The organism is Paraburkholderia sediminicola, from assembly GCF_902859805.1.
In the GTDB taxonomy this organism is placed as follows: domain Bacteria; phylum Pseudomonadota; class Gammaproteobacteria; order Burkholderiales; family Burkholderiaceae; genus Paraburkholderia; species Paraburkholderia sediminicola.
In genome coordinates, this window is the sequence record NZ_CADIKC010000002.1 from 431,387 (window position 1) to 451,157 (window position 19,771).

The following is a 19,771-nucleotide window of genomic DNA, read 5'->3' on the forward strand; positions in this document are numbered from 1 at the left end:
AAGCTGATGCTGGCGCTCGTCATACTTGTCGCGATCGTGGCCGGCACGTCGGCGTACGCGCTGGTCGCACACGAACGGCAACGCCGACTCACTGCGCTGGAGGAGCGCGCCACCCGGATTGCTGACCTGTTCAGCCAATCGCTCGCGCAACCGCTGTGGAACATTGATCTTGCCGCGATCAACGGCCAGCTTGCCGCGCTCGCGCCAAATCCCGAAGTGGCCCAATTCACCGTCACGGCAGTGGGCTACGGTATCGTGTCCACCGCCGGGAAAGCCGTTCAGCCGAAACCTGCCGACAGCGTGGTGCGTGTCAGGGCAATCGAATACACCCCACCGGGCGATGCGCCGAGGGAAAAGATCGGCGAGGTTCGTGTCGTCCTCACGAAGGCGGTGGCGGAACAGGCGATCAGCGACGCCCGCCGGGCCATCCTCGCCATGATCGCGGCCGTCGTGGCCGTGCTCTACGCCGCGACCTTCCTGTTGCTCAAGCGCATGGTGCGCAGCCCGATCAACCGTCTTGAGGAAATGGTCGACCGCATCGCGAGCGGCGACCTTCGTGCGCGCTGCACGGTTGAATCGGGCGATGAGTTGGGCCGGCTCGCGTTGCGCGTCAATGTCATGGCCGACCGCCTTCAGGAATCGACGGTGAGTCTGCGCGCCAGTGAACGGAAATACCGCAGCATCGTTGAGAATGCCCTCGAGGGTATCTTCCTGCTCGATCGGAACGGGCAACTGGATGAAGCCAATCCGGCAATGGCACAACTGCTCGGCTATCGTGACGTGCACGACCTTATCGAGGCCGCAGCGAACGCCGCCCACAAACAGCCGTTCTCGCCGGAGCAGATTGCAACCCTGTTCGAAATTCTGCGCAAGCAGGGTGAGATCGTGGGACTCGAACTGCAGTTACAGCGTCTCGACGGCACGCCGATCTGGGTTCAGCTGAATGCACGTGGCGCGACAGATGACGACGGCAGCCTGAGGGGACTTGAAGGCCTCCTGACCGACATGACGGCTCGCAAGCATGCCGTGGAAAGCCTGCGGCGCCATCGCGACCAGCTCGAACTGGAAGTGGTGGTACGGAAACGAACCGAGCTGGAACTGCTGGCGTCGCGCGAAGAACTGCAGCAATTGTCCGCGCATCTGGAAGCCATTCGCGAGGAGGAAAGGAAGCACATCGCAATGGAGGTTCACGACGAACTCGGCCAGTTGCTGACCGCGTTGAAAATGGACCTGTCGTTGTTGAGGATGCAGCTGACACCAACTTCCGCCGCCATGCAAAAAGCCGAGCAGATGCGCGATCTGGTTGAGCAAACCATCCAGATCGTGCGCAATGTGGCCAGCCACCTTCGGCCGGTCGCCCTGAATTTCGGCCTCGCCTCCGCGCTGGAATGGCTCGCGGAGGATTTCACCCGCCATACGCACATTCCTTGTCACGTCAATGTTACAGGGTCGGAACCGACCTTCTCGGATTTCCGCGCGACAGCGCTATTCCGTATCGTGCAGGAGTCGCTGACTAACGTGGCCCGTCATGCCGACGCGTCGCGCGTCGACGTGACCCTGGCCAACACCGAAGCGGGTGTCGAATTGACGATCGGCGATGACGGCCGGGGCTTCGACATGGTTACCGCACGGGCCGGCTACTCGTACGGACTTCAGGGCATGGCCGAGCGCGCCAGGCTGATCGATGCGAAGCTGCTCATCGAGAGCACGCCCGATTCCGGTTCTGTCGTGCGGCTTTTCGTTCGCGATGACGCCGTGATTGTCACGTAATCCGGGCCAGCAAGCCTGTGGGGTGAAATGCCACGGATAGCCGGGCCCTCCCCGGCTGCGATCGCAGGATCTTCATTCAACCCCCAAATAAATCGCATGCGATTTAATCTTTTGCGATTGACATCCCAAAACTTCTCCCTCATCATGCGACGCATGCGATTACATCGCATACGATTTAAAGCATCTTGACACCCCTTGACACCGTTATTCGCAAAGGAACCCATCATGACCAAGATCGACCAAGTCATTGCCTCAGGCAACAGCCACGCCACTGTCAATCGCGACCCCAATCTCCAGCGCGGTGAGTTCGGCGTCCTCGACCTCAGGCTGACAGCGCCTGGCGTTGAAGACATCGAGTTCATCGCCACCGAGCCGCACCCGAGAGCCGAGCAGTTGTTCGCGGGCGCGTGGTCGTCCTGTTACACCAGCGCACTCCAGATTGCGGCCTCGCTGAAGAAGGTCACGCTGCCGTCCGACTACTCCGTCGACATCCAGGTAAACATTGGGCAAACCGGCGCCGCGTGGTTCCTCGGCGCCGAGTTCACCATTCGCGCGCCGGGTCTGGACAAGGAAGTCGTCGAGGCGGTCGCGCACCTGGCCCATCAGATCTGCCCCTACTCGAAGGCTGTGCACGGCAACATCGAGGTCGGCCTGAATGTCGTCACGGCGTAATCCACCAGGGCACGTGCATCTCGCTCACGCACGTGCCTTTCACTGAACATATTTTTAGGGAATTTCCATCATGAAGACCAAGCTCATCGTTGCACTGCTCGTCGCCGTTTCGGCATTCGCCACCGCACCCGCGTTCGCCAGCGGCTATGGACCGGCTCCGTTCTACAAGCCCTCGGTTGGCGCACCGGCGTCACAAAGCGGTCAGAGCGCGCGCACCGTCGCTGCCGAACACGACGACGTCACGGGCTCGCAAGAGGCCTATGGCGGCGTAGTCGCAGGACTCTCCCAGGCGGGCAGCCGTGTCGCGGCGATGCCACGCGATAGCCTGTACGCGCATCGCTAGATCGCGTGTCTTCTCGCTGCTGTGCTGTCGCGCATCGTTGTTGCTCCTGCGCGGCGGCCACAGCGGCAAGGAGGGCTGCGCCGCAAGACCACTACGGTGCGAAAGAGCCGGGCCCGCTGAAATTGACAACCGGTTGCACGCGACACGGCAGCGGCCTGACTTTCACTACATTGCGATATAATCGCATGCGATACATGTCCGTTTCGTACGTCTTGTGAAACATCAGGCTCCAGTCAAAGAGGATACAGATGAAATCCACCGATCAACCGGCACCCGCGAATCGAATGCTCTCCGACTATCTGTGCTTTGCGATCTACTCCGCGAACCTGGCGTTCGGCAAGGCGTACAAGCCGATACTCGAGGAACTCGGGCTCACTTACACGCAATACATCACGATCATTGCGCTGTGGGAGACGGACCATCAGACCGTCGGCGGACTGGGCGAGAAGCTGTTTCTCGAATCCAACACGCTTACGCCGATCCTGAAGAAGCTTGAGGTGATGGGTTATCTGGAAAGATTGCGCGATCCCGAAGACGAGCGTCAGGTGCGTGTCAGTCTGACGAAAAGTGGACGACGCTTGCGCGAAAAAGCCCTGAAAATGGACCTCGTCGAGGCAACGGGCCTCGCGCCCGACGAGTTCGCGAAGATGCAGAAGGCAATCGTGACGTTGCGGAACAATCTTATCAAGTCAGTCGAAGACGGCGAATGAGCGCTCACGCGTGACTAGTTTGTTGTGTGGACCGTGAGCTCCTCGAACGCCGAAACAATGCCCTCAATCATGGCTGCGATGCGCGCGGTATGCCGAAGGTCCTGATGCGTGACGAGCCAGGTTTCATACACTGCCCCACGCGTAGGTTCCGGCCATAACTGCACGAGGCCGTCGCGCTCAGCCAGATGGATCGGCAGCTCACCGATGCCAATACCGGCCTTCACCGCGGTACGCAGCATGAGGCTGGAATTGAAAGTCGATACGATGCGCCCCGCGTGTACCGGCTCGCCCGAGAGCGTGAGTGATCGACTAGCGGTCCAGCTTCCCTGATAGACGACAAGATCGTGGCCCTCGAATGCGGAGCCAGGAACGGGCTTGCCGTGCCGCTCGAGATAAGCATTCGATGCAAAGAGCGCCATGGGCCAGCGCGCCAGGCGCCGCGCGACAAGATCGGGATTGTCCGGCCTGACTGACCGGACCGCGATATCCGCTTCACGCCTGGCCAGATTCAGCATGCGCGTCGACGTGTCCAGCAGGACGCGCACTTCGGGATGCGCAGCGTGCAGGCGTTCGATAGCGGGCAGCAGAAAATCGAGCGCGATCGAGTCTGTACTGGTGACTCTTACGTCTCCCGCAAGCCGTGTATCCGTGCCCTGAGTTCGTCTGACGAGTTCGTGCGCGGACTGTTCCATTTTCTCCGCCGATTTCAGCGCGGCCTCCCCTGCCGCAGTCAACGCATAACCCTCCGAGGTGCGCAGAAAAAGCGTTGCCCGCAGGGCGTGCTCCAGCGCCGCAATCCGCCTGCCGACTGTCGCCTGATCGAGATTGAGCGTCCGCGCCGCTCCACGAAGCGTTTTTTCGCGCTCCACCGCGAGAAACACTCGCGCATCGTCCCAGTTCATCGTGCCACCCTCCTGATGCAAATTTGCATCTCACCACATGAATAATGCTGCGTTTATTCATCAATGTCGATGCCTATACTGAGTGCAAGAGTTCCTCGCCAAGTGATCCGACCGGATCAAACGAGCCTCATCAAACGAAGGAGTGGTATCCATGTCTGCTTCAACTTATCGCGTACCGTCGACCATGACGGCGATTGAAATCAAACAGCCCGGCGGTCCTGAAGTCCTGGTGCCGGCTACGCGCCCGGTGCCGGTGCCTCACGCCGATCAGGTTCTGATTCGCATCCACGCGGCTGCTGTGAACGGCCCGGACGTTTTCCAGCGCAAAGGGCTGTATGATCCGCCCCCCGGCGCTTCGGACATTCCCGGGCTGGAAGTGGCAGGTCAAGTAGTTGCCGTCGGCGCCGACGTGTCCCAATTCCAGATCGGTGACCTGGTGTGCGCATTGATTCCCGGCGGTGGCTACGCGGAATATGCCGTCGCGCACGCCTGCAACACGATGCATATCCCCAAAGGCCTGACCTTGGTGGAAGCGGGCGCCATGCCCGAAACGTTCATGACGGTATGGCTGAACCTGTTCCAGCGCGGCAAGCTGGTTGCCGGCGAATCGGTGTTGATCCATGGCGGCGCCTCCGGTATCGGCACCACGGCGACCATGCTGGCGAAGGCATTCGGTGCAGCGAAAATCATCACGACCGTGGGCTCGCAGGCACATCGGGAGGCCAGCCTGGCGCTCGGCGCAGACCTCGCGATCGAATACCGCGAGGACGATTTCGTCGCCGAAACCAGGCGGTTTACCGAGGAAAAAGGCGTCGACGTGATCCTCGACATCATTGCCGGCGACTACGTGGCGAGAAACTATGAGGCCGCAGCCATGGACGGACGGATCCTCCAGGTGGGCGTGATCAAGGGGCCGGCGAAGGATCTGAATCTCGTGCCGATGCTGACGAAGCGTCTGACGCATATGGGCTCGACATTGCGCTCACGCACCTCCGCGGACAAGGCGGCTATCGTCAATGAACTCGAGCAACATGTCTGGCCGCACTTCGAGAGCGGCAAGATCAAACCGGTTGTCTACAAGACCTTCGCGCTGGCCGACGCTCGCGGTGCTCACGAGCTGATCGACTCCGGCACCCACTTTGGAAAAATCGTCCTGACTACAGGTGCCGATCTTATTGGCTGAAGGCTGGCTTGCCGCCACGGCGGCAAGCCTCTCGCCATATCCATCACTGGCGCCATCGTCTGAGCCAGACGCAGTTTTTTGGACCAATCGCCATCAAGTAACGCTTCACATCGCCGTTAACAAGGTTGAATGGGCGTTACGAAATTGCAGTTGCAACGCGTAGCAAGGTTGGCACGTAGCGTACGCGCCGGCAAAGGGAGACCCCTATAACAACTCGAGACGATGGTTGCCATGAAACGACTGGCATCCGGCTATCGTCCGGAGAAAAGACGGACATAAAAAGTAATGAAGCGACGTCTGATGCAATGCCTCTCGGGGATGGCATTAATAGCTGCGGCCGCAAGTGCGTTTGCCGACGACGGTTTCACCATCACGCGTTTCGAGGTGGAGGGGAACAGCCTCTTGCCTGCCGACGAAGTGCAACGCCTGCTGCAGCCGATGAGCGGGCCGCACCGCGTCTACGGCGACATTCAGCACGCGCTCGAAGCGCTCGAAAATGCCTACCGCAAGGCGGGTTACACCGCGGTGCAGGTCAATGTGCCCGAGCAGGAACTGACCAGCGGCGTCGTCAGGCTCCAGGTGACCGAAAACCGGATTGGCAAGATCACTGTCACCGGCAACCAGCACTTCAGCGAAAAGAACATCCTTGCCGGTCTGCCGCAACTGCAGAGCGGCCAGTCGCCGAACCTGCGCGCAATCTCCGAGTCGGTGCAACTGAGCAACGACAACCCGGCCAAGCAGGTCGGCGTAACGCTTGAGAACGGCAGCGAACCCGGCACGGTCGACGCGGAAGTCAAAGTGGTGGACGACAATCCGCTGCACATCTTCGCAACGATCGACAACACCGGCGCGGCCTCCACCGGCCGCTGGCGCACCGGTGTCGCCATTCAGGACGCCAACCTGTTCGGTCTCGATCAGGTCGGCACGCTGGCGTACACGACATCCCCGGACAGCCCGAGCGGCGTAAGAGTCAACGTCTACTCTGTCGGCTATCGGATTCCGCTGTACAGCCTCGGCGACAACCTTGATTTCTTCTACGGCAAGTCGAGCATCAACACGCCAAGCTCATCGCCGACACTGGGCGGTCTGCTCGGATTAACCGGCAAGGGCGACATCTACGGCTTCCGCTGGAATCACTTCTTCGCCCGCCGCGGCGAGACCACCAGCAAGCTGATATTCGGTTTCGACTACAAGAAAATCGATTCAACCTGCAACGTCAACGGCGTGCAGTTGAGCACGGCGGGACCGACCCCGCCCGTCGCGTCCTGCGTGCCGTACACCACGATGCCTTTCAGCCTGACGTATAGCAGCCAGACGCTTGGCGTCGGACAAAGCATCGATTACGACATCGGCCTCTCGCGCAACGTGGCGACCGGCTCGCAATACACCAACACGGACGGACGCACCGATCGGTATTCGTACCTGACGCCCGGCAGCCGCGATACCGTCGACGGTTTCATGATCCTGCGCGGCGACGCGTCGATCATCAGGAGCTTTGCCAACGACTGGCAGTGGCGTGTTGCAAGTTCGATGCAAGCCACGAGGAACCCCTTGGTGTCGTCGGAGCAGTTCGGCCTGGTTGGCATTTACGCTGTGCGCGGTTTCACCGAGCGCGCGGTAACTGCCGACAGCGGCGTGTTCGCCAACGCCGAGATCTACACGCCCCCGCTCGTCAGCAAGGGCAACCTGCGCCTTCTGGCCTTCTTTGACTGGGGCTATGGCAACAACAGCCATGTCGGCAGCAGCGGCATTCCGGCGAACCTGAACGTATCGAGCGTGGGTGTCGGCGCGCGCTACGTCTTCGGCCGTAACGTCAATGTCCGGTTCGACGTTGCGCGAGTCGACGCGGCCGGCAATTCACTCACCGAGAAGCGCGGCGACTTCCACGCCGACGTCAGCGCAAGCCTGGGCTTTTGATATGACAAATCGAAATCAATCGAATGTGCGGATGGCCTTCTCGCCATTGCGCATGTCGGCGATGGCCGTCGCGGCCATGCTCCTGACGTGGAATATGCCATCCATGGCGGCAGCGCCCGCGGCAAACGCCCTGCCGACTGGCGGCAAGGTGACGTACGGCGCCGCCACGATCACGCAAAATGGCAATGCGCTCAACATTAACCAGAGCAGCGGTTCGGCGATTGCGAGCTTCGGTACGTTCAGCATCGGCGCCAATGCGGTAGTCAACATCAATCAGCCCGGGGCAGCATCGTCATTCCTCGCGCGCGTGACCGGTTCGGATCCTTCCCAGATCTACGGCCTGCTCAAGTCCAACGGCGCGGTCGCGCTGATCAATCAGAACGGCATTCTGGTCGGGCCGTCCGGCGTGGTCGACGTGTCGCGGTTCATTGCCAGCACGCTCAACATCAGCGACAGCAATTTTCTGGCGGGACGGCTGACTTTCAATACCGGCGACGTGGCGGGCCGTGTCGAGAATCAGGGCGTCATCAAGACGGCCAGCGGCGGCAGTGTCTACCTGATCGGCGCCGACGTGAAGAACAGCGGCGTCATCACGAACCCGAACGGCGAAGTGCTGCTGGCAGCCGGGCAGACCGTGCAGCTTGTCGACACCGGCACACCGGGTGTGACGGTCAACGTGACCGGCACCGCCGGCAACGTGACCAACCTCGGCAACATCGCAGCGGAAGCGGGCAGCATCGGCGTGGCGGCCGGTCTCATCAACAACAGCGGCGCCATCAACGCCAGCAGCGTGGTGAATCAGGGCGGCCGCATCTTCCTGCGTGCCTCGCAAAATCTGACCACGACGGCAAGCTCCAGCATTACGGCCGACGGTGCGGCCCAGGGCGGCAATATCGCGTTGTACTCGGACAAGCTTGCGTATCTCGACGGCGATATCTCGGCGACCGGCCATGCAGGACGAGGCGGCTATGTCGAGACATCGGGCAAGCAGTCGCTCGATGTGGTGAAGCTGCCGACCGTCGGCGCGGGCGGCGAGTGGTACATCGATCCGTATTCCCTCGAAGTGGTGACGGGGAGCACCAGTAATGCGTCGAACTCGGAGAACGTGATCACCTCGACGGGTTCGGGCTCCACCATCAGCGCCAGCACGGTGTCGAGCGCGCTCAACAGCGGCACCAATGTCGCCCTCGCCACCGGCGCCGACGGCGGAACCACCGGCGGCGACATCACCGTCAGCGCCGCCATCAACAAAACCGGCGGCTCAGCGGCATCCCTGACCCTGAACGCCGACGGCAACATCAACATCAACGCCGATATCACCAGCACCGCGAGCACGCTCGCGCTGAATCTCAACACCAACGTCAACGGCATTGAAAGCGGCACCCACGCGGTGACCGTGAGCAACGCCACGCTCGGCCTCAACGGCGGGGCGCTGACCGTCAGTGACGGGCTGGGCGGGTCCGGCAACGGCAGTCTGACCAGCAGCGGTACGTTGTCGCTGACCAATGCCACCGTGCACGCCGCTTCGTTCGTCAACACCGGAACGGCCACGTTTGCCAACGTGACGGGATCGGTTAGCAATGTCAGCAACCAGGGCAACCTGTCGATGACATCAGGCAGTTCACTTGGCGGCGAAGGACTCACCAATACCGGTAACCTCACGTTGAGCAACAGCGCGTTGAGTTTCGGCACGTTCACCAACGACACCGGAGGCTATCTCTCCGGTACCGGCACGATTTCGGTAGGGTCGTCCGGCACGGGCGTCCTGCTCAACAACGGCACGATCTCTCCTGGCGGCGATGGCGTGATAGGTTCGCTGTCGATCAACGGCGGCTATAGCCAGGGTTCCACCGGCACGCTGCTGATCGACATCGCCTCCGCCAGCAGCTACGACACGCTGACCTATTCCGCGCCGTCCCTCTCGCTGGGTGGGACGCTACAAACAAATCTGCTGGGCGCTTATGTCCCGACGTTAGGGACGACCTTTGCCGCACTTTCAGGCCCTGTCAGCAGTACCCCTCTCGGTTTATTCCGTCATGTCCTCGGCAACGTAATCAATAACGGCGGCGCCCTGCAGATGGTCAAGGCGGTCTACAACAGCTCGGGGCCTGACGTGTTGCTAGTCATGGCGGGATCGGAGAACATCACTTATACGGGCACCGCCGAGAGTCTGTGGGGCAACCCGTCTTTCTGGTCTACCCACTACTTCCCGACGGCCATCGACAACGTCATCGTGGCTGCGGGCGGACGCCTGGCGCATGGTTATTACGACGGTGTCGATACGGTCAACAGCATCACGTTCAACACTGGCTCCAGCCTGTACATGTCGGGCGGCACGCTTAACGTGACCAACATCAGCGGCAGTGGCAGCGTCGCTCTCGGCGGCGGCGTGCTGGGTTATACCGGCACCGCCAACCTGGCTGCGCTGTCATTGACCGACGGGGGAAGCATGGTCGGCAGCGGCAGCGGTTCCCAGCTCAATGTCAGCGACAGCTTTTCGCAAAACGGCGGCTCGATCTCGACCAGCGGCGATATGTCCGTGACACAGAGCACAGGTGACCTGACGGTGGGCGATATCACCGCGCGCAACCTGACGCTGAGCGCGGCAAACGGGGCGATATCCCAGCAGTTCTCGCCACTGCACGTCACGCAACAGCTGAAGACGGCGTCAGCCAATGGCACGACCCTGACGATGGCCGGCAATCAGATCGCCGGCGTTTCCGCCAGCAACGCGACCACCGGCGATATCGCGATCGTCAATCAACTCGACACTACCGATACCAGCGCGGTGAATGTCAGCCGCATCAACAACGCCGGTGGCAACGTCAGCGTCGCCAACACCGGCGCGATGATCATCGGCGCGGGCGGTGTCAATGCGACGGGCGGCATCAACCTGTCGGTCGCCAACACCGGTGCTCCGACCGACAATCTCACGCTCAACGGCGCGCTTGCGTCCGCTGGGGGGAACATCAACGCGTTCGCCGGCAACAGCATATCGGTCAATGCGAACGTCGCAACATCGGCACCCGGAGTGGTCACACTCACGGCCGCCAATGGTGCCGTAATGTATGCGGCCGGCGTCAGCATTTCCGACGCCGGCGGTACCGTTGTGCCAGTGCCGGTGGTGCCGCCGGTTGTGACGCCGGTCGTGCCACCTGTGACGCCCGTGACATCTACGACCTCCACGACTCCGGCTACGCCTGATTCTTCGCAAACGGCGGCGGCTGCGGTCGCGCAATCGGCGACATCAGTATCGAATGCCGTTGTTCAGGCTGTGACGACGGCACCGGCCGTCACCACGACCGTCACGATTGCCACACCGTCAACCAGCACGAGCAGTTCAACGTCCGCGGAACCCATGACAGTTGGCGGTGAGGCGGGCACGTTCGGCGGCACCGACACGTCGACCAATTCGAGCCAAAGCACCGACAAAAGCGGCGCCAAATCCGCCACGGCAAAACTATATTGCAGCTGATATCCCGACCATGAAACGAGTCATCAACACAACCCATCGGCGCGGCCGTGCGATGTTCCGGCTCACACGGCAGTTCCTGTTTCTACTCGTCATGTCGGCCTGCGGCACCTGCGCCTACGCGCAGGCTGTCGGCACGGTGACGCACTTGTCCGGCGTGCTGACGGTGAAACATGCCGACGGCAGCGTTGCGGCGCTGGCGGTCAAGTCATCGATATTGCAAGGTGACACGTTGGTCACCGAGGCGAACACGTACACCCGCGTGAAGTTTGTCGATGACGGCGAGATGGTCGTGCGCCCGTCTTCACAGGTCGTCGTCAAAAGCTACGTGTACGACGTTGATCATCCGGAGAAGGACAATGTCGCTATCCGCCTCGTCAATGGCGGCCTGCGTTCGGTAACCGGCCTGATCGGAAAGCGTAACCATGACGCCGTCAGCTTCGAGACGCCGATGGGCGCTATCGCTGTACGTGGCACCAACTTCGGCGCCGTGTTCTGCCAGAACGATTGCGGCAGCGTACCGACGCCAAACGGGAACAAGCCGCAGAACGGTCTGTATGTCGACGTGTCGCAAGGCGCCATAGTGCTCAGCAATCCGGCCGGCCAACAGATATACCAGACCGGTCAGTTCGGCTATGTGGCCAACCTGAACACTCCGCCGGTAGTGGTACCGCCGACGCAGGGCGTGCCGGTCACGATGCCGCTGTCGATCAGCAAGAATGCGCCGGCGAATCAGAGTTCCCGTGCAACGAGCGGTACCGTGGATTGCGTGGTGCAGTAAGTGTCGTCAGCATCCTGGCTCCGGGTCGTTGCGCGGACCCGGGCGGGGCCAACAGGCTCAATGAACTCAGCAATTTTCGCGGAACTGTCAGCGCACGCCCGGCCGTCGCAACCGGGCTGAGCCGTCAGATGTTCGACAGCGAATATCACTGGGATGGGACTCAGTGGCTAATTACGAGTCGTCACTCATTGCCCATGCCGGAGAAGCAGTAACAAAGATAGAAGCTTCCGTTTTAGTTGATACCCTGCAGCATATACCGAGCCAATTAATAGCATTTATTTCGGATAACGATTTATATCTGATCGTCATCGGAAATCATCGCGCTAGAAAAACGGAAGCTCGATACGGGCCGTTTCGGCACACAACCCGAATCCAACTGCATCCATAGCGTTCAGTTTGAGGCCGGCACGCCAAAGCACCGTTTAGGTGCAACTCAGTGTGCGTCATCACTATTTGCAACCCCCGCCTGCCGAAATCGCAAACCTCGTGTCGTTTTTTTGACAGCTGCGGACGCGTGCTCGTACCGACCTTTTGTGACGCTATTGCGCAATGGCATGACGAAATATTGATCCCCGTTGCGTCCTGTTGTGGACGTGAGACACGGCAAAAATTTCCTTCCCCAAACCATTCTGCATAAGCTATTTTTGCCGAACTTTGAATTTGGCAGGGACAGCATATCCGGCGGAAAACGTCGGCGCCTTGAGGCGCAGGGGAACAGCAAGAACAACATTAGTTAGTTCCTGCTCGTAGTGGGTTAGCCGGTGCAAGCACATTAAATAGCATTACTTACGATACTTGCACCGGGCAACCGAAATCAATGGGATCACGCTCACCATGTGAGCGATAGATCCTTACATCAACAAAGTGAAAAACAGATGAAACTGATAAAGACCTCGGTGGCTTTCCTCACGCTTAGCGCGCTCGGTAGCGCGGCGTACGCACAAAGCAGCGTGACCCTGTACGGCATCGTCGACACGGGTTTCCTGATCAACAACAACGTCAAAGGTTTGCACCAGTACGCGTTCTCGCAAGCGACATCGTCGCGCTGGGGCATGAAGGGCACGGAAGATCTGGGCGGCGGTCTGTCGGCGATCTTCACCCTTGAAAGCGGCTTCACCTCAGGCACGGGTACGCTTAGCCAGGGTGGCCTCCTGTTCGGCCGTAAGGCTTTCGTCGGATTGAGCAGCAAGACCTGGGGTACGGTAACGGCCGGTCGCCAATACTCGGCAAGCAATGATTTGACCTCCTCGTTCGCGTCTGGCGCCGATTGGGCCGCTTCCGGACTCGGCTACGGCACACGCGCGAGCGACGTCGATAACGTGGATACCTCGAATCGTGTCCAGAATTCGATCAAGTACATGAGCCCGAACTACAGAGGCTTGCAGGTAGGCGTGCTGTACAGTCTGGGCGGCCAGGCAGGCAATTTCTCGCAGAACTCGGTCGTGGACGCGGCAGTCTCGTATACGAACGGTCCGCTTAACCTTGGTGCCGGTTATACGTTCGTCAAGAATCCGTACTACGCGACGTTCGGCAATCAGGGAAATTCGTCGACGCCGTCGTCTTCCGCCACAGGCGCGAACGACAATATGAATAACAAGATTTACGGCGGCTACGCGTCAGCAGCTTCGCAACAGATCATCGTGGCGGGCGGCTCGTACACACTGGGTCCGGCAATCATCGGCCTGTTGTACTCGAACACGCAATTCCAGAACCTGGGTTCCGTCAATGCGGTCGGTCAGATTTCCGGCCCGAAGTACACGGGCGGCACGGCGACTTTCAACTCCGGCGAAATCAACCTGAAGTATCAGGTAACCCCGGCGCTGCAACTCGGTGGCGCGTATATCTATACGCACAACAGTGGTGCGGACAACCTGGGCAGCGCGAAATATAGCCAGTTCAACCTGGGCGCGACCTACTCGCTGTCAAAGCGTACTTCGCTCTACGCAATTGGCTTCTACGAGACTGCTTCGGGTATTGATTCGACGGGCAAGCGAGCCGTTGCCGATCTTAACGGCAGCGCTTACTCGGGCAACAACCACCAACTCGCCGGCATCTTCGGCATGACGCATCGGTTCTAATCAGGAAACCGGCCGCTTTCGAGCGGCCGGCAGCCCGTCTCACGCGTGCTGTCGAATCATTGCCCGGCGAGAGGCCTGGGTGACGGAACAGCGCCCACTCCTGTGCGCCATCGCGAGCGGATTGCCGTCGCGACCGAGTCCGGCAGCGAAATGTAGTCCAGATCTTCCGCCGCCCTCCCCCCACTCCTAAGCGCCCAGTCGAAGAACTTCCGCGTTTCCTCGCCGTGATCTGGCTGATCCTGCGTCACATGCAACAACACATAGGTGGCACCAATAATGGGCCACGCATCATTGCCCGGCTGATTGGTCAGGAACTGGCCGAGCGATCGGGTCCAGTCAACGCCTGCGGCCGCCGCTTTGAAGGTCCGTACGCTGGGCTCGACAACGGCGCTCGACGCATTTTTAATGGCCACGTACGTCATGTGGTTCTGCTTCGTGAAGTCCCACGCGACATAGCCTATGGCGCCCGGAAGATATCCGACGTAAGTGGCCACGCCTTCATTACCTTTCCCCCCTAATCCACGCGGCCAGTGCACGCTGGCACCCTCACCGACCTTCTGCTTCCACTCGGGACTCATCTGCGCAAGATAGTGCGTCCAGATGAGGGTTGTGCCGGAACCATCCTGGCGACGGACTACGGCAATGGGCGTGTCGGGCATTTTGATCTTCGGATTCAACTGAACAATCGCCGGGTCGTCCCAGTATTGGATCTTGCCGAGGAATATGTCGCCGAGCAACGGACCTGACAGTGTCAACTCACCCGCCTTGATGCCGGGAAGGTTGACGACGGGCACCACACCCCCGATGGCAGTCGGGAACTGCAGCAACCCGTCCTTCATCAACTCACCGTCGGTAAGCGGCGCGTCCGACCCCGCGAAGTCGACTTCCTTTGCAAGGATCTGCTTGAGGCCATCTGATGAGCCGACGCTGCGATAGTGCACCTCGCCTCCGCCGGACTTCTGGTAATCGGTAGCCCACCTGGCGTAAAGGGGAGCCGCAAAGGTGCTGCCGGCGCCAGTAATGTCAGTGGCTTGAGCCGCGACGACGCAAAACCCGCCGGCCAGAGCGCCAATCAACAGTAGAAAAGGTCTCACGACTATCTCACTTTGAATTGTTATCCGACATCCCTGAGCGGGGCTAGCCACGCGACGGGAAATGTCCCGGGAGGAGATTGCGCCTATGGACATTCTTGCGTTGTCCCGCTTGCACATCGGGGGCTCAGAAACTAATGAGCATAGTCCCAGTTGCAGGACAGATGAAAGTATTGCTTCGTGTTGATACGTGGTCCAACGAACAGAATGATCGGGCGATATCCGCTAGCTGAACGCAACCGACCTCCGGATGTGCCTCCCCAAAAGCGCGGTTGAACGGCCGGTTCTTGCTGGTCACTGACCGTCGTCGATTGGCTTCACCCACCGCACACGAGTCAGTCGCAGTGCTCACTAATGGGTCATTCCCGACCCGGCGAGATGGCGATGAACCCGGCTGCGGCAACGAGATGCGTTCTGCTGCTCTCTACTGCTTTCAGGCGAATGAGGGAATAACTGGTACACGCGTGCGGTCTTGCAAGGTGAGCACGCACGAAGCGCGAGCATCTGGCGCAGCGGAACGCATCTGCCGCGGACAACACCGCTCAGTGAACGTCCGTCATTCTTTCGCCTGCAAGGCACAAGGAGTACCAACATGAAATCGGATTCGTTAAATCGGCGTATTGGTTCACCATTGTCACCATTACTCAGCTTCGTGATGGCAGGAGCCGTGCTGATGGCAAGTTCAGCGAGCGTCTTTGCGCAAACCATGCCGCAGCCCGCCCCCCATCAAGTCACACGTGCGGAAGTTATGCATGAACTCGAAGAACTGGAAGCAGCGGGTTACAACCCATCCCAGGGGGACGATGGTTCATACCCCGCCGATATACAGGCTGCGCAGGAGAAGGTTGCCGCCAAACACCGGGCGGAACGGGACGTGATGATGAACGCAGGCCAGAGCGGGCAGGCAAAGCCCACGCCGTAAGGTGTAGACGGTCGCTGATGTTTCGGGCATTTGTTACGGATTACTTCCGATGCGCACGAATGCCCGCCTCGGCGCGAAGCCTCCGATTGCGCGAGAGCCAGATAGCCCAACGAAATCGTCACCGCGAACGCTGCCTGCATATTTTCGAATTGACGTCAACGAAGTAGCACGTTGAAAAGACGACAATTTCCAAACGAAAACTTTCCGCACCTTACCGGCGGCCGAGATGGCGGGTAAATCCACCCCTTACCAGGCATTTGGAAATGTTCTCATCACTTACCCTAAATGTTCAACTCGTAAGGAGATCTAGCATCATGAGCATACAAAGTGTAAGTGGTTCACCAACCAGTACGGACCTGCTTTCGATCGGCTCCGCTCGCCACTCGAGAGGCGGCCACCACGAAGCGGCGTCGGCGTCGTCCTCCTCGTCTTCGTCGACCAGTTCAACGGACTCGAATCCGCTATTGTCGGCACTCGAGACGGCATTGTCGGCGCTTGGGATTGGCAGCACGTCGTCGACCACGGCTACGTCGGGTACGTCGAGCACGACGGCTTCTTCGAGCTCGTCCACCACCGCAGCGTCTTCCACCTCCTCCACGAGCGATTCGTCGTCGACGAACACCATTTCCGGCGCGCTGCAGGCCTTTCTCGGTGCGTTGTTCCAGGCACTAGGATCGCTTCAGCAAGCGGGCAACGGCAATAGCTCCACGTCAGCTAGCTCGAGCAGCTCGACGAACTCGATCGCGAGTTCTTCCTATGGAGATATTGGAGGCGCGCTGAATGCGCTCGCCCAGGAACTCGGGTCCGGCAGTACAACGAGTTCGAGTGCAACATCCGACACCTCGGATGCAAGCAGCAATTCTTCTTCGTCTTCTTCGCAGGCGTCGACCCTGCAGACGGATTTTCAGTCCTTGTTGAGCTCACTCGGCGACAGCAACTCGGGGACCTCGTTGCAGTCGTTTGTGCAGACGCTCGCGGATAACCTCAAGGGACATTCGCACATGCAAACGGTTGGGAGCCTGGTGTCGACTACGGCTTAAGGTAACGAAAGTACGGGCGGTCTTTGTCCTTCCTGATGACGCCATCAGGAAGGACAAACGCCTTAGAGGAACGGCGAAATGTTCTCCATCGCGCGCGTCACATAGACCTCCTTCTCCCCCACTGGCGCCACATAGTGAATCGCGCTACGTGCAGCCTCGACACCTTCCAGACGCGCGATGAACCAGGCGGCCAGATACTGCGACGCCAGGCAGCCGCCCGCAGTCGCGACGTTTCCCTTCGCCACGAACGGCTGATTGAGCACAGCCACGCCCGCCTCCTCGACCCAAGGTCTGGTGGTCAGGTCCGTGCAGGCCGGAACGTCGTCCAGCAGGCCCAGCCTGGCAAGTATCAGCGTTCCCGAGCATTGCGCGCCCAGCAACTGGCGCGTCGGGTCGAACTTCATTTGCGACATCAACGCGGCATCAGCGACCACGTCCCGGGTCAGCCGCCCACTCCCCACCAGCACAGCGTCCGCGTCGCACGCATCCTTCAGCGACGCTTGCGCCTCGATCACCACGCCGTTCATCGAACGCACCTTGTCCGTCGGACTGGCGATCGAAACGCGCCAGCCCGGCCGCTTGACCCGGTTGAGAATACCGAGCGCGATCAGCGAGTCGAGTTCGTTGAAACCTTCAAAGGTCAGGATAGCGATGTGCATGGGGGCCTCGTACGCGTGGAGACGTTGTATTGCGCCATCGTAGAACCGATAATCAATACATTCAAATAATTGTCATGGATACGCTCAGGCATGCCTCAGCCCCGTTACAAGCAACTGGTCGACCGTCTCGCAGCCGATATCCGTGCGGGACGGCTGCGTCCCGGCACGCGGCTGCCAACGCACCGCGATCTCGCGGCTCGCGAAGGACTGGCGCTGGTCACGGCCACGCGCGTCTACGCCGAGCTGCAGGCGATGGGCCTGGTGAGCGGAGAAACGGGTCGCGGCACGTTCGTCAAGGAAGCGCTCCCTCGTGGTCAAGGCGTCGATCTGCAAGCCTGGAGCGCTGACACGGTGGATCTGAGTTTCAACAATCCCTCGTTGCCGGATCAGGGGGACCTTCTGCGCGCGGCGCTGCGCCAGCTCGCCGCCGCAGGCGACCTGGAAGCGCTGCTTCGATACCAGCCGCACGGCGGGCGCGAGCACGAACGGGCGACCGTGGCGCGCCACCTGGCCAGCCGGGGACTGACGGTATCGGCTGAAACCGTCTTGCTCGTGAGCGGCGCGCAGCACGGGCTGACAACAATCGCCATGGCCCTGCTCGAGCCCGGCGACGTGGTGGCCGTAGATGCCTTGACGTACCCGGGATTCAAGCTCGCCGCCGAGGTCAACCGGCTGGAGCTCGCCCCCATTCCTGCGGCTGGGAACGGCCCGGATCTGGATGCGTTGGCTGCCCTATGCAAGCGACGGCGAGTACGCGCCGTGTACGCGATGCCGACGCTCCATAACCCGCTCGGCTGGGTGATGAGCGCGAAGCGACGCCGGGAGCTGGTCGCCATCGCGAGGCATCATGGACTGATGCTCATCGAGGACGCGGCCTACGCGTTCCTGGCGGAAGGCGCCCCACCGCCTTTGGCAGCACTTGCTCCGGAGACAACGGTCTATGTGTCGAGCTTGTCGAAGAGTGTCGCGACCGGGCTGCGCGTCGGCTTCGTCGGTGCCCCGCGCGAATGGGTTCCGAGGCTCGAGCGGGCCATCCGGGCAACCACCTGGAACACCCCGGCGACCATGACGGCTATCGCCTGCGGCTGGATCGAGGACGGCACCGTGGCCAGGCTTGAAGCCGACAAACGCAGGGATGCCACGCTGCGCCAGAGCGTTGCTGCTGAAGTCCTGCGCGGGCTGAAGCGGATCAGCCATCCCGCTTCGTACTTCACCTGGCTTCCTCTGCCCCAGGAGGTTCGGGCCGACGCGATCGCGATGGCGTTGATGCGCGAACATATTTCCGTGTCGACAGCCCACCCGTTCGCGACATCAGCGCATGTGCCTCATGCCATCCGGCTGGCGCTCGGCTCCGTCAGTCTGTCCACGTTAAAGCAGTCACTGGAGACGGTGGCTCGCGTTGTGGCCGACCAGACCTACTGATCCACGGATGCGGCGGCGCAATCCGCGCAGACAGGAGTCACTGGTCAATGAGCCTAATGAACGATATAAAGGAGACTGTAAATGGAGGCACTAGCATTGAGAACGGCTAATAGGCGGCGTCAATCATGAATCCGGAAAATGCATTGGATAGCGCAATGGCAACCAGCTCGAATCCCCGCGGCAGCATAGATGACGGAATCAGCAGTGCGTCAGTAGAGCTGACCAGTTCGCAGATTCCGGCAATCGTGCCGGCGCAAACCGCGCTTGTCGTCATGCATTATCAGACCGACATTCTCGGACTCTTTCCATCGGTCGCGCCGGCCTTGCTCGCCAATACGCGCAAGCTATGCGATGCAGCGCGGGCCAAAGGCGTCAGCGTCTATTTCGCCAATCTTCGCTTCAGTCCGGGTTATCCGGAAGTCAGCCCATTGAACAAGAATGGGCAAGGAATCAAGCAACTCGGCCTCTTCATCGACGACCGGCCCTCGCCTGAGTTAGCCCACCAGGCCAGTGAACCGGTCATCATCGCGCATCGCGCCAGTGTGTTCTTCGGCACCGATCTGCAGGCACGACTTTTCGCACAAGGTGTCGATTCGCTGATCATGGTCGGCATTGCATCGACCGGGGTCGTGCTGTCGTCGGTCGCGTATGCGAGCGACGTGGACTTCCGCCTGTACACGGTCAAAGATTGCTGTTACGACCCGGACCAGGTGGTACACGAACATCTGTTCTCCACCGCATTCGATTCGCGCACCACGGTGCTATCGCTTGCGGATGCCTTGCGGCTGCTTGCCTAGACGTTCGGTGCC

At 60.4% G+C, this 19,771-nt stretch carries 16 protein-coding genes; 13 read left to right on the forward strand and 3 right to left on the reverse strand.

The window, feature by feature from the left end:
- Window positions 1-6 precede the first annotated feature (6 nt).
- The 4 genes from R8871_RS10475 to R8871_RS10490 all read left to right on the forward strand — a co-directional run bounded on the left by R8871_RS10475 (window position 7) and on the right by R8871_RS10490 (window position 3,495).
- Complete coding sequence (locus R8871_RS10475; protein WP_246287549.1) at window positions 7-1,770, forward strand: sensor histidine kinase; 1,764 nt, start codon at window positions 7-9, stop codon at window positions 1,768-1,770.
- Between the two features lie 225 nt (window positions 1,771-1,995).
- Entirely contained in the window at window positions 1,996-2,442 is a 447-nt protein-coding gene (locus R8871_RS10480) for an Ohr family peroxiredoxin (RefSeq protein ID WP_175050370.1), read from the forward strand.
- Window positions 2,443-2,512: 70 nt separating this feature from the next.
- The gene (locus R8871_RS10485; protein WP_175050371.1) at window positions 2,513-2,785 is read left to right on the forward strand and encodes a hypothetical protein; all 273 of its coding nucleotides are present in this window, start codon (window positions 2,513-2,515) and stop codon (window positions 2,783-2,785) included.
- Between the two features lie 248 nt (window positions 2,786-3,033).
- Window positions 3,034-3,495 (forward strand): MarR family winged helix-turn-helix transcriptional regulator, encoded by a 462-nt coding sequence (locus tag R8871_RS10490; RefSeq protein WP_175050372.1) that lies wholly within the window; start codon window positions 3,034-3,036, stop codon window positions 3,493-3,495.
- Between the two features lie 14 nt (window positions 3,496-3,509).
- Here the strand turns inward: R8871_RS10490 and R8871_RS10495 are convergent, their stop codons facing one another.
- Window positions 3,510-4,397 carry a LysR family transcriptional regulator gene (locus tag R8871_RS10495; protein WP_175050373.1) on the reverse strand — a complete coding sequence of 296 codons (888 nt, stop codon included), beginning with the start codon at window positions 4,395-4,397 and terminating at the stop codon, window positions 3,510-3,512.
- 151 nt (window positions 4,398-4,548) lie between these two features.
- Between R8871_RS10495 and R8871_RS10500 the strand changes: the two genes are divergently transcribed.
- From R8871_RS10500 to R8871_RS10520, 5 genes are all read left to right on the forward strand, one after another.
- Complete coding sequence (locus R8871_RS10500) at window positions 4,549-5,580, forward strand: NAD(P)H-quinone oxidoreductase (protein ID WP_175050374.1); 1,032 nt, start codon at window positions 4,549-4,551, stop codon at window positions 5,578-5,580.
- A 285-nt stretch (window positions 5,581-5,865) separates the two neighbouring features.
- Window positions 5,866-7,497 carry a ShlB/FhaC/HecB family hemolysin secretion/activation protein gene (locus tag R8871_RS10505; RefSeq protein ID WP_246287517.1) on the forward strand — a complete coding sequence of 544 codons (1,632 nt, stop codon included), beginning with the start codon at window positions 5,866-5,868 and terminating at the stop codon, window positions 7,495-7,497.
- 1 nt (window position 7,498) lies between these two features.
- Window positions 7,499-10,972, forward strand: a complete 3,474-nt coding sequence (locus R8871_RS10510) for a beta strand repeat-containing protein (protein WP_175050375.1) — start codon at window positions 7,499-7,501, stop codon at window positions 10,970-10,972.
- Between the two features lie 10 nt (window positions 10,973-10,982).
- Window positions 10,983-11,750 (forward strand): FecR family protein, encoded by a 768-nt coding sequence (locus R8871_RS10515; RefSeq protein WP_175050376.1) that lies wholly within the window; start codon window positions 10,983-10,985, stop codon window positions 11,748-11,750.
- An 875-nt stretch (window positions 11,751-12,625) separates the two neighbouring features.
- Window positions 12,626-13,828, forward strand: coding sequence for a porin (locus tag R8871_RS10520; protein ID WP_175050377.1), 1,203 nt, complete (start codon window positions 12,626-12,628; stop codon window positions 13,826-13,828).
- A gap of 56 nt (window positions 13,829-13,884) precedes the next feature.
- On the opposite strand, the gene pstS is transcribed toward R8871_RS10520, so the two are convergent.
- Window positions 13,885-14,922, reverse strand: a complete 1,038-nt coding sequence (gene pstS, locus R8871_RS10525; RefSeq protein WP_246287518.1) for a phosphate ABC transporter substrate-binding protein PstS — start codon at window positions 14,920-14,922, stop codon at window positions 13,885-13,887.
- Window positions 14,923-15,511: 589 nt separating this feature from the next.
- Here pstS and R8871_RS10530 point away from each other — a divergent pair.
- Together R8871_RS10530 and R8871_RS10535 are read left to right on the forward strand one after the other, a co-directional pair.
- Window positions 15,512-15,841 (forward strand): DUF4148 domain-containing protein, encoded by a 330-nt coding sequence (locus R8871_RS10530; RefSeq protein WP_175050379.1) that lies wholly within the window; start codon window positions 15,512-15,514, stop codon window positions 15,839-15,841.
- A gap of 314 nt (window positions 15,842-16,155) precedes the next feature.
- Window positions 16,156-16,881 carry a hypothetical protein gene (locus tag R8871_RS10535; protein ID WP_175050380.1) on the forward strand — a complete coding sequence of 242 codons (726 nt, stop codon included), beginning with the start codon at window positions 16,156-16,158 and terminating at the stop codon, window positions 16,879-16,881.
- A gap of 62 nt (window positions 16,882-16,943) precedes the next feature.
- Here R8871_RS10535 and R8871_RS10540 read toward each other — a convergent pair whose 3' ends face one another.
- Window positions 16,944-17,540 (reverse strand): DJ-1/PfpI family protein, encoded by a 597-nt coding sequence (locus R8871_RS10540; protein WP_175050381.1) that lies wholly within the window; start codon window positions 17,538-17,540, stop codon window positions 16,944-16,946.
- A 90-nt stretch (window positions 17,541-17,630) separates the two neighbouring features.
- Here R8871_RS10540 and R8871_RS10545 point away from each other — a divergent pair, with 90 nt between their 5' ends.
- The gene (locus R8871_RS10545; RefSeq protein WP_175050382.1) at window positions 17,631-18,962 is read left to right on the forward strand and encodes an aminotransferase-like domain-containing protein; all 1,332 of its coding nucleotides are present in this window, start codon (window positions 17,631-17,633) and stop codon (window positions 18,960-18,962) included.
- A gap of 125 nt (window positions 18,963-19,087) precedes the next feature.
- Window positions 19,088-19,759 carry an isochorismatase family cysteine hydrolase gene (locus R8871_RS10550; protein ID WP_175050383.1) on the forward strand — a complete coding sequence of 224 codons (672 nt, stop codon included), beginning with the start codon at window positions 19,088-19,090 and terminating at the stop codon, window positions 19,757-19,759.
- The last annotated feature ends 12 nt before the right edge of the window (window positions 19,760-19,771 follow it).

Coding starts and splice junctions, on each gene's coding strand:
- R8871_RS10475 (WP_246287549.1), top strand. CDS start 7: ATGCTGGCGCTCGTCATACTTGTCGCGATCGTGGCCGGCACGTCGGCG.
- R8871_RS10510 (WP_175050375.1), top strand. CDS start 7,499: ATGACAAATCGAAATCAATCGAATGTGCGGATGGCCTTCTCGCCATTG.
- R8871_RS10485 (WP_175050371.1), top strand. CDS start 2,513: ATGAAGACCAAGCTCATCGTTGCACTGCTCGTCGCCGTTTCGGCATTC.
- R8871_RS10530 (WP_175050379.1), top strand. CDS start 15,512: ATGAAATCGGATTCGTTAAATCGGCGTATTGGTTCACCATTGTCACCA.
- R8871_RS10480 (WP_175050370.1), top strand. CDS start 1,996: ATGACCAAGATCGACCAAGTCATTGCCTCAGGCAACAGCCACGCCACT.
- R8871_RS10550 (WP_175050383.1), top strand. CDS start 19,088: ATGAATCCGGAAAATGCATTGGATAGCGCAATGGCAACCAGCTCGAAT.
- R8871_RS10520 (WP_175050377.1), top strand. CDS start 12,626: ATGAAACTGATAAAGACCTCGGTGGCTTTCCTCACGCTTAGCGCGCTC.
- R8871_RS10490 (WP_175050372.1), top strand. CDS start 3,034: ATGAAATCCACCGATCAACCGGCACCCGCGAATCGAATGCTCTCCGAC.
- R8871_RS10540 (WP_175050381.1), bottom strand. CDS start 17,540: ATGCACATCGCTATCCTGACCTTTGAAGGTTTCAACGAACTCGACTCG.
- R8871_RS10500 (WP_175050374.1), top strand. CDS start 4,549: ATGTCTGCTTCAACTTATCGCGTACCGTCGACCATGACGGCGATTGAA.
- R8871_RS10495 (WP_175050373.1), bottom strand. CDS start 4,397: ATGAACTGGGACGATGCGCGAGTGTTTCTCGCGGTGGAGCGCGAAAAA.
- R8871_RS10545 (WP_175050382.1), top strand. CDS start 17,631: ATGCCTCAGCCCCGTTACAAGCAACTGGTCGACCGTCTCGCAGCCGAT.
- R8871_RS10535 (WP_175050380.1), top strand. CDS start 16,156: ATGAGCATACAAAGTGTAAGTGGTTCACCAACCAGTACGGACCTGCTT.
- R8871_RS10505 (WP_246287517.1), top strand. CDS start 5,866: ATGAAGCGACGTCTGATGCAATGCCTCTCGGGGATGGCATTAATAGCT.
- R8871_RS10515 (WP_175050376.1), top strand. CDS start 10,983: ATGAAACGAGTCATCAACACAACCCATCGGCGCGGCCGTGCGATGTTC.